We start from the raw sequence: 8,096 nt of genomic DNA on the forward strand, positions 1-8,096 counted from the left end.
GCCCCGCTTCCCTCGGGGGTGCGGCCGATTGTCTGCGAGAAACAGGAGAACCATGAGCGCAACACCGAAGTGGGTCACGATCGTGATGGGCGCCGCGGTAGCGGCGACCATGCTGGGGGCGTGCTCGGCCACGCCGGCGGCCACTCCCAGCCCAGCCTTGACGACAGCAGGGTCAGCGAACCCGAGCAATGCGGCCGCCCACAACGAGGCAGACACCGCGTTCGCGCAGATGATGATCGTGCACCACCAGGGTGCGATCGAGATGGCCGACCTCGCCGCCCAGCAGGCCCAGAGCGCGGACGTCCAGGCCCTGGCCGAACGCATCTCGGCCGCCCAGGGCCCCGAGATCGAGACCATGAGCGGCTGGCTTTCGGCGTGGGGCGAGGATCCGATGCCGGCCAACAGCGACATGGCCGGGATGGACCACTCGGGCATGGACATGGACGGCAGAAGCCAGGAAGAGGTGATGGCCGAGCTGCGAGGCTTATCGGGCGCCGACTTCGACCGGCAGTTTCTCACCTCGATGATCGCCCACCATCAAGGAGCGATCGAGATGGCCCAGACCCAACTCGCCGACGGCCGCGACCCGCAAGCCATCGAGCTGGCGCAGAAGATCATCGCCGACCAGGAAGCAGAGATCGAGGAGATGCAGGGATTGCTCGCATCAGCGTAGGAACCCGACCGTGGCGAGGGGCCGGCAGGTGCTGCCGGCCCCTCGCCCTCGGACGACCGCACATGCTGTTCTCAGGCCAGACGAGATCTTGAGGCTGCCTTGACCGGTCCCCCCGGTGAGGGGAACCACCATGGTCGTCGTGAACACGACGAACAACACTTGGGCCCGGGTCGGCCACCAGACCGACCGGGCTGCGTCGCCCATGGTCACCCTGGTAACCGCAGAGGCCTGCCACCTCTGTGAGGACGCCCACACGGAACTCCTGAACCGCGCGACCCAAGGGCAGCTACTGCTCGACCAGGTGGACGCCGAATCACCGCAGGGCCAGAAGCTCCTCCATCAACACCGCCCGGCCATGTTCCCCCTCGTGCTGCTCGACGGCGCGTTCCTCAGCGCCGGACGCCTCCCGCGCCGCAAGCTCGACCGCGCCCTCGCGGCACGGAAGGCCTCGTGATGGGCTCGGAACTCCTGGCCACTGGCAGCATCCTGGCCGCCTTCTTCGCGGGCACGGTGGCACTGTTCGCACCGTGCTGCATCGTCTTCCTCGCCCCCTCGTATCTGGCTGCTGCGGTGAAGAACAACCGGTGGCGCCTCCTCCCGCTGACCTTCGTCTTCGCGGCAGGCCTGGCGCTCGTCCTCGTCCCGATCACGCTGGGGGTGAGTCTGCTGGCCGGTGCGATCGCCAAGTACCACGTGATCCTGTACTGGGCCGGTGGCCTGCTCATGATCGGCCTCGGCCTGCTGGCCCTCAGCGGCCGGATGTGGTCGATGCCGTCGATGCTGCGCGCCCCCGACACCACCCGCGGTGACACGGCGACCTTCTTCAGCCTCGGCGTGTTCTCGGGGATCGCGTCCAGCTGCTGCGCCCCCGTCTTGGCAGGCGTGATGACCCTGTCCGCCCTCTCGGGCAACCCGCTCGGGGGACTGGTGCTCGGGTTGGCGTTCGTGTTCGGCATGGTCATCCCGCTGCTGGTCATGGCACTCGTGTGGGATGCCGCCCGCCTCAACGAACGACGCTGGGGCCGGGCGAAGCCCATCAGGGTGACCGTCGCCGGCCGCACGCTGCACACCAACAGCGTGAACCTGCTCGTCGCGGTCGCCTTCGTCATCATGGGCGTCTGGGTCATCACCCTCGCTGGCACGGCGACGATGACCGGCTCCGGCACCTGGGTCCAGCTCGCCGCCGGCGACTGGGTCACCCAAGCCGCGCAGGCCGTCCTCGGCTGGCTGGCTCCCGTCCCCGACCCCGTCCTCGGCGCCGCACTGCTCGCGCTGGCCGGGGTCTTCGTCTGGACGACGCTCCGCGACCGCCGCCGCGACGCGCGCCAGGGAGCCGAAGAGCACGCCGACGCCGACCCCACCCTGCCGCACTGCCACAGCACGACCGACGCCGACCAGCCGATCGCCGACCACGACACCGCGAGGAACTGACGACCATGCCCAGCAACCAGCGCACCACCATCAGCCGCCGGCAGCAGCTCCGGGACCAACGGGCACGCGAATCAGCCAAGGAGACCAAGCGTCGCCGCCTGTTCAGAATCGCGACCGGACTGCTGACCACGCTCATCGTCGCCCTCGTCGGGTTCGGCCTGTGGAGCGCCCGCCCCGTCGAGGGTGGCCCGTCCGGCCAGGCGCCCGCGTTCACCCTGCCTACGACCGCGGGCACCACCGTGTCCCTGGCCGACTACCGCGGCCAGCCCGTGCTTCTCTACTTCAACGAGGGCGCCGGCTGCGGCTCCTGCACCCAGCAGATGGCCCTCATCGAGCAGGAGCCGGGCTTCGCCGCAGCCGGCATCACCGTGCTCCCCATCGTGATGAACACCGCCGCCCAGATCCAACCCGACCTGGACCGCTTCGGCGTCACCACCCCCTACCTGCTCGACGACGGCACGGTCTCGAAGGCCTACGACACCCTCGACAAGGGCATGCACCCAGGCCTGCCCGGGCACGGCTTCGTCCTGATCGACGCCGACGGCAACAAGCTCTGGCACGGCAACTACCCCTCCATGTGGCTCGACCCCGCCGAACTCCTGCACGAAGCCACCAGCCGCCTGTGAACGGGCGCGAACGCTGCGCCGCCGACCTTGTAGCGATCTTGACCGACCGCAGACGGGCCGCACGCCGTCGACGCAGCACCCTGGCCCTAAGGCCAGCTCAAGAAGGGAACCAATGATGATGTGGGGAGACAACAGCGGCTGGGGGATGTGGTTGGGAATGGGGATCAGCACGCTCATCCTCGTCGTCCTGATCGCTCTGTTGGTGTGGTCCATCAGCAGGATCGGCCGCGTCGAGGCGCCCAGGCCCCAGCGCGAGCGGCCGACCGCGTTGGAACTGCTGGACGAACGCCTCGCTCGCGGGGAGATCGAACCCGACGACTACCAGCAGCGCCGACGGATCCTCAACGACCAACGCTGAACCCTGCCGGGGGGGCGCCGACCCCGCCCTCCTACATGCCACGAACTACACCCAAGGAGCGCACCGTGACGAGGGCCACGATCAGGAGAGTCAGCACCTTCGGGGTGAGCGGTCTGACCTGCCCGGACTGCCTCGTCCTGCTCATGGAGCGCGTCCGACAACAGCCCGGGGTTCGGGAGGTGACCGTCGACCTTGAGCCTGCGGGTGAATCGTCCCTCACGATCGCCCCCGCGGAAGCCGTGAGCGCCGAGGACATCCGAGCCCTGGTCGACGAGATCGGCTTCGACTACATCGCCCGCCGCAGTCACCGCCGGCCCCTCCGGGGACAGGACGCTCGCTCGTGGTCTCCCCTGATCCACAGCAAAGCTGGCGGACCCGAGCTCACGCACCTGCCCTGACGCCCGCCCTGGACAGAGCACCAGCATGAGCGCCGACCACGCCCACGCGTCGTAGGGCACCCATCGCAGCAAGCTCACGATCGCGGTCGGGATCACTGCCGCCATCCTGGTCGCCGAGGTCATCGGCGCGTGGTGGACCAACAGCCTCGCGTTGTTGGTCGACGCCGGTTACATGCTCACGGCCGCGTCGGGGCTGCTGATGGCGCTCATCGCCACCAACCTCGCCCTGCGGCCACCCACCCCCGAACGCACCTGGGGCTGGCGGCGTGCCGAAGTGCTGGCCGCTGGCGCCCAGGCCGCGGTCCTGCTAGGGGTGGGGGTGTATGCAGTCGTCGAGGGTGGCGTTGCCCCCCGAGGAGTGGGGGAGCGTGCGTACCGGAAAGCGTCAGCGGCGCCCGCGACAATCGAGACGACCAAACAGGCGAGGAAAGGCGGACGTGGTGAGCCAGGACTTCGAGTACGTGACCATCGGCCCCAGTGACGAGTTCAGCGTCGGGACGTCTCCCGATGGGGAGCCCGGCATCCTGATCGAGCAGACGGCGTTCGAGGAACCGGATCGGTGGCTGTGCTTCGGTGAGGGGTTCGATGACGTGCGGCGTATGCGCGAACTGGCCGCTGCCCTGCACGACCTGGCCGCCCGCGCCGAGCGGGGGGAGTGGCGGACGGCATGAGCGCCGAGAACGAACCCGCGGCCGACCCGGGCCAGTTCCTGCGCGAGGTCGCCAACGCCGATGAGGGCTGGTCGGAACGCTACGGCGGTCCGGAAGGGATCGCCCGCTGGACCCTGAACCTGCAGGACGCCCTCAAGGAACAGGCCAGCGACCTGGCAGCGGTCCGAACCGCCGCCATCCGGGAGATGCTGACCACCCGCTCCCTGGCCGACATCGCCCAAGCCCTCGGCGTCAGCAAGCAAGCCGTGTCCAAGGCCGCCAACAGCCCCACCTGGACCGACCCCCGTTGGTGACGTGGCTGGCCACTACGAGGCCAGCAACCGAGGCCGACGCCCCCCCGGGGGCGTCCGCCGGCGGGCGGCTAGCCTTGAGGTGAGGGGCCGGTGGCCGGTGTCTCCCGGGGGTGGGTTCAGACAGGCCGCCGGCTCCCTTTCATTCGCGTAGCCGCTTGCGTCTCCGGGCCACCGAAGCCGCTGTTCGACCCAACAGCTGGGCCGCCTGTCGAGCCGTCAGGTCGGGACGCAACACCAGCGCATCCTCTTCCGGGGTGAAGGTTCCCGATCGGGTCGCAGCCACACGATCCGCTGCCGCGACAGCTCGAGCAGCAGCGTTGATCTTGTCCCGCTGCGTGTGGCTGTAGATCACCGCGCGACGCTTGTTCCGGTCCCGGTTCTCCTCCGCATACACACGGTCCCGAGCCACCGCAGCAGGGTTCCGGCGTCGCCACCGCTTCATCACCACCGCATGCACCGACCGGCCCACCAGCTCGGCCACCTCAACATCACTCGCAGGGCCGTCCAAGAGGGCAAGCTCGTCCGGAGTCCACCTCTGGCGACTCACAGCAACACCCGCCGGACGAACAGACGCACTGCACAGCGGACCACGGTCGGCTCCTCGGAATTGGGGGCGTCAGCCAGAAGAGACACCAACAGGGTAGGCCCATCAACGAGAACGCCGCGTGAGACTGGGTGCGAGCCAACACTGACCGTCAGTCGCTCATCGCGGCATGAGCGAGTGATACCAGGCTGGTATCATGGGCGCATGGCGATGACACTCCGATTGGAACCCGAGGACGAGAAGGCCCTCGCCTTGCTCGCCGAAGCCGAGGGCGTCAGCAAACAGGAAGCCACCGTGCGCGCGATCCGGGAAGCCGCCGCCCGCAGGGTCCGCGAGGACAAGGTGCGGCACCTGTCCGCCGTGGCTCGGGCTCGCTACGGCGACCTGCTCGACCGGCTGGGTCAGTGACCGAGTACCTCACGCTCGAAGACGTCCTGTCGCTGGTCGAGGATCTCGGCGTCGGACCCGTCCGCGACATCGGGCTGCTCGACTCCGCGGTCCACCGACCGCGTGTCAGCGTCTTCGGCCGGGACGCCTACCCCAGCCTGGATGACAAGGCAGCCGTGCTGCTGGAGTCACTGGTCCGCAACCACGCCTTGGTGGATGGGAACAAACGCCTGGGCTGGCTCACAGTCGTGGTGTTCTACGGCCTTAACAACATCCACCTGGACGCGCCCGACGACGATGCCTACGAACTGGTGATCGCCGTCGCCAGCGGGACCGCCAACTACCACGAGGTGGCGACCCGCCTCGCCGCGTGGCACTGACCAGCAGGAGTTGAGGATGTTCGAGCACACCCAGCCAACGTGATCGACGGTCGCCCTCAGTGCTTCTCAGATGCCCATCCGATGAACCAGCCCTCGGCAGCGGTCTGAGATGAGGGGAGGTTCTCCACGCCGACCTCCTGCGGACTCACCAGGGCCACGATGGCCGCCACGGGATCGAGCGCACACAAGGCCCGCGCAAACTCCCGGCTGACGCCCAAGGACACGGCGAGACCGTCCTCCGTCTGCCCCGCATTGCGAGCGGCGACGCAGTAGGGTGCCACGCGCTCCTCGACGAGATGCAGCATGTCCGCGAGGTCCCGAGCGCTCCGCAGGCCATCCCGCAACTCGCCCGCAGCGCATCCGGCGAACACGTCGTCCATCAGACGAGTATGGCCTACAGTCCCGCAGGCGAGACTGCCTGTCGGCGGCACTTCAGGACGTTCCCGGTCAGGATCGATTGGTGAGGCAAGTGATCCAGGAGGCCCGTTCACCCGCGCCGCGCGTCCACAAGCGGAGGCGCCAGCCCGCTATTGATGCCTACCTGAGGGCAGCCTCTCCGCTGCATCGTCCTTCCACCTGCCACACCAGCGAGTCACCCCGCTAAAGCACGGGCACACCGAGATCCCTGGCGGGGCGGTTTCCGCGGCCGAGGCGCTGCCGGTATTCCCGGTTTCGCACGGAGTAGCTCTGCATGGCTAAGCCTGAATCCACCATCTCTGTGAGGGCGGGGTAAACGAGGAAATGCCCTCTGGTAAGGGAGAATGGGACTTGTCTAAGGTTCCGTGGCTCCCGCCAAGAAGGGCACTTCCGAGATGCAACTGTCTTACACTGTTGGTCGGATGTCGGCATCGTTCGATGAGCCGAACTTGGTCGGGTCCGCTGGACTGGTGCCCGCGATCGCGCTTGCGGACCAGCTCGGCCTGGCGGGGCTGGCTGACAGGTTGTTGACGGTGCCCGGCGCGAAGGGTTGCGCCGGGTTGAAGCTGACCTCGGTGTTGGCCGGGATGATGGCCGGCGCGGACAGCATCGACGACTTGGACGTGCTGCGTCACGGGGCGATGGGCAAGCTGTTCGGTGGGGTGCGGGCTCCCTCGACGCTGGGCACGTTTCTGCGGTCGATCCGGTTCGGGCACGTCCGCCAACTCGACGCGGTCGCCGCCCGCACCTTGTGCCGACTGGCTGACCGGGTGCCGGGCCTGCTACCCGACAGTCAGATCGTGTGGCTGGATGTCGATGACACGATCAAACCGGTGTACGGCCGCTCCAAGCAGGGCGCCGAGCACGGTTACACCCGGGTGCGCGGGTTGAACGCCCAACTGGCGACCGTGTCCGGGGTGGAGGTTGCACCGGTGATCGTGGCCGCTCGGCTGCGTCGGGGCGCAGCAGCGTCGGCGCACGGCGCGGTGCGGCTGGTCCGTGACGCGATCGCCACCCTGCGTCGAGCGGGGGTCACAGGGCAGGTGCTGGTCCGGGCGGATTCGGCCTACTACCAGCAGTCTGTGGTCGCGGCGATCGTGAAGGCCGGCTGCCAATTCTCGATCGGTGCCCGGCTCAACAAGGGGGTCCGTGCCGCGATCGCGACCATCGACGATCAGGCGTGGACCCCGATCGTGTACCCGAACGCGATCACCGACCCCGATACTGGGGAGTTGATCTCCTCGGCCGAGGTCGCCGAAGTCGGCTACACGGCGTTCACCTCGTATGGGGCCACCGGGCAGGTCACCGCCCGGTTGATCGTGCGCAGGGTCCCCGAACGCAACACCAAGAAGCTGGCCGCGGCTGCCCAGGATGGCTTGTTCGAGGTGTGGCGTTACCACGCGGTGTTCACCAACCAGAGCTCCCCTCTGGTGGAGGCGGAGAAGACACACCGGGGGCACGCGGTCATCGAGCAGGTGTTCGCCGATCTGAAAGCCGGCCCGTTGGCCCATCTGCCGTCGAAATCGTTCAACGCCAACGCCGCCTGGCTCGCCATCGCCACGATCGCGTTCAACCTCACCCGCGCCCTCGGCGTCACCGCCGGCGGCCGGTACGCCCGGGCCGAGACCGCGACCATCCGCGCCCACCTGATCCACACCCCGGCCCGGGTAGCCACCTCGGCACGACGAATACGGCTGCACCTGCCCACCCGCTGGCCCTGGGCCAGCGGGTGGCAGCGGCTCTGGACCGCTGTCATGACCACCTGAACCCGGTAGCCCCCGACCGTCACGACCAAGGAACCCCAGTGGAAAGCCCGGACAGACCGGGCGATCACCCCTGCCCGAAAGCCACCGCACGGTCGCCCGAACACCACATCTACAAGCACAAACACCCTCAGACGTCAATCGGTGGATTCAGG

The 8,096-nt window shown here is 68.3% G+C and carries 14 protein-coding genes; 12 read left to right on the plus strand and 2 right to left on the minus strand.

Going from position 1 to position 8,096, the window contains the following annotated elements:
- The first annotated feature begins 52 nt into the window (after window positions 1-52).
- From AC5YDV_RS11105 to AC5YDV_RS11145, 9 genes are all read left to right on the plus strand, one after another.
- Window positions 53-673: a DUF305 domain-containing protein gene (locus AC5YDV_RS11105; protein WP_496184650.1), complete on the plus strand. Its 621-nt coding sequence runs from the start codon at window positions 53-55 to the stop codon at window positions 671-673.
- 130 nt (window positions 674-803) lie between these two features.
- Window positions 804-1,127 carry a thioredoxin domain-containing protein gene (locus AC5YDV_RS11110; RefSeq protein ID WP_166233264.1) on the plus strand — a complete coding sequence of 108 codons (324 nt, stop codon included), beginning with the start codon at window positions 804-806 and terminating at the stop codon, window positions 1,125-1,127.
- Window positions 1,127-2,104: a cytochrome c biogenesis CcdA family protein gene (locus AC5YDV_RS11115; RefSeq protein WP_496184649.1), complete on the plus strand. Its 978-nt coding sequence runs from the start codon at window positions 1,127-1,129 to the stop codon at window positions 2,102-2,104. The genes AC5YDV_RS11110 and AC5YDV_RS11115 overlap by 1 nt, the downstream gene beginning before the upstream one ends.
- A 5-nt stretch (window positions 2,105-2,109) precedes the next feature.
- Complete coding sequence (locus tag AC5YDV_RS11120) at window positions 2,110-2,730, plus strand: peroxiredoxin family protein (RefSeq protein ID WP_166233266.1); 621 nt, start codon at window positions 2,110-2,112, stop codon at window positions 2,728-2,730.
- Window positions 2,731-2,845: 115 nt separating this feature from the next.
- Window positions 2,846-3,088, plus strand: coding sequence for an SHOCT domain-containing protein (locus AC5YDV_RS11125; protein WP_028707587.1), 243 nt, complete (start codon window positions 2,846-2,848; stop codon window positions 3,086-3,088).
- Between the two features lie 65 nt (window positions 3,089-3,153).
- Window positions 3,154-3,486, plus strand: coding sequence for a heavy-metal-associated domain-containing protein (locus tag AC5YDV_RS11130; RefSeq protein WP_496184648.1), 333 nt, complete (start codon window positions 3,154-3,156; stop codon window positions 3,484-3,486).
- Between the two features lie 79 nt (window positions 3,487-3,565).
- The gene (locus AC5YDV_RS11135) at window positions 3,566-3,967 is read left to right on the plus strand and encodes a cation efflux transmembrane domain-containing protein (RefSeq protein ID WP_496184674.1); all 402 of its coding nucleotides are present in this window, start codon (window positions 3,566-3,568) and stop codon (window positions 3,965-3,967) included.
- Entirely contained in the window at window positions 3,927-4,157 is a 231-nt protein-coding gene (locus AC5YDV_RS11140; protein ID WP_232550274.1) for a hypothetical protein, read from the plus strand. Before AC5YDV_RS11135 ends, AC5YDV_RS11140 begins: the two co-directional genes overlap by 41 nt.
- Window positions 4,154-4,450: a hypothetical protein gene (locus AC5YDV_RS11145; RefSeq protein WP_166233269.1), complete on the plus strand. Its 297-nt coding sequence runs from the start codon at window positions 4,154-4,156 to the stop codon at window positions 4,448-4,450. The genes AC5YDV_RS11140 and AC5YDV_RS11145 overlap by 4 nt, the downstream gene beginning before the upstream one ends.
- 139 nt (window positions 4,451-4,589) lie before the next feature.
- Here the strand turns inward: AC5YDV_RS11145 and AC5YDV_RS11150 are convergent, their stop codons facing one another.
- On the minus strand, window positions 4,590-4,931 hold the full coding sequence (locus tag AC5YDV_RS11150; RefSeq protein WP_496184647.1) for a hypothetical protein: 342 nt from the start codon (window positions 4,929-4,931) through the stop codon (window positions 4,590-4,592).
- A gap of 267 nt (window positions 4,932-5,198) precedes the next feature.
- Here AC5YDV_RS11150 and AC5YDV_RS11155 point away from each other — a divergent pair, with 267 nt between their 5' ends.
- Together AC5YDV_RS11155 and AC5YDV_RS11160 are read left to right on the plus strand one after the other, a co-directional pair.
- Window positions 5,199-5,402 carry a CopG family transcriptional regulator gene (locus AC5YDV_RS11155; protein WP_496184646.1) on the plus strand — a complete coding sequence of 68 codons (204 nt, stop codon included), beginning with the start codon at window positions 5,199-5,201 and terminating at the stop codon, window positions 5,400-5,402.
- Window positions 5,399-5,761, plus strand: coding sequence for a type II toxin-antitoxin system death-on-curing family toxin (locus AC5YDV_RS11160; protein ID WP_496184645.1), 363 nt, complete (start codon window positions 5,399-5,401; stop codon window positions 5,759-5,761). Before AC5YDV_RS11155 ends, AC5YDV_RS11160 begins: the two co-directional genes overlap by 4 nt.
- A gap of 56 nt (window positions 5,762-5,817) precedes the next feature.
- Here AC5YDV_RS11160 and AC5YDV_RS11165 read toward each other — a convergent pair whose 3' ends face one another.
- A complete protein-coding gene (locus AC5YDV_RS11165; RefSeq protein ID WP_496184644.1) occupies window positions 5,818-6,141 on the minus strand; it encodes a hypothetical protein in 324 nt (107 codons plus the stop codon).
- 432 nt (window positions 6,142-6,573) lie between these two features.
- Here AC5YDV_RS11165 and AC5YDV_RS11170 point away from each other — a divergent pair, with 432 nt between their 5' ends.
- Entirely contained in the window at window positions 6,574-7,944 is a 1,371-nt protein-coding gene (locus tag AC5YDV_RS11170; protein ID WP_496182203.1) for an IS1380 family transposase, read from the plus strand.
- Window positions 7,945-8,096 lie beyond the last annotated feature (152 nt).

This window comes from Propioniciclava sp. LT432 (assembly GCF_059515965.1).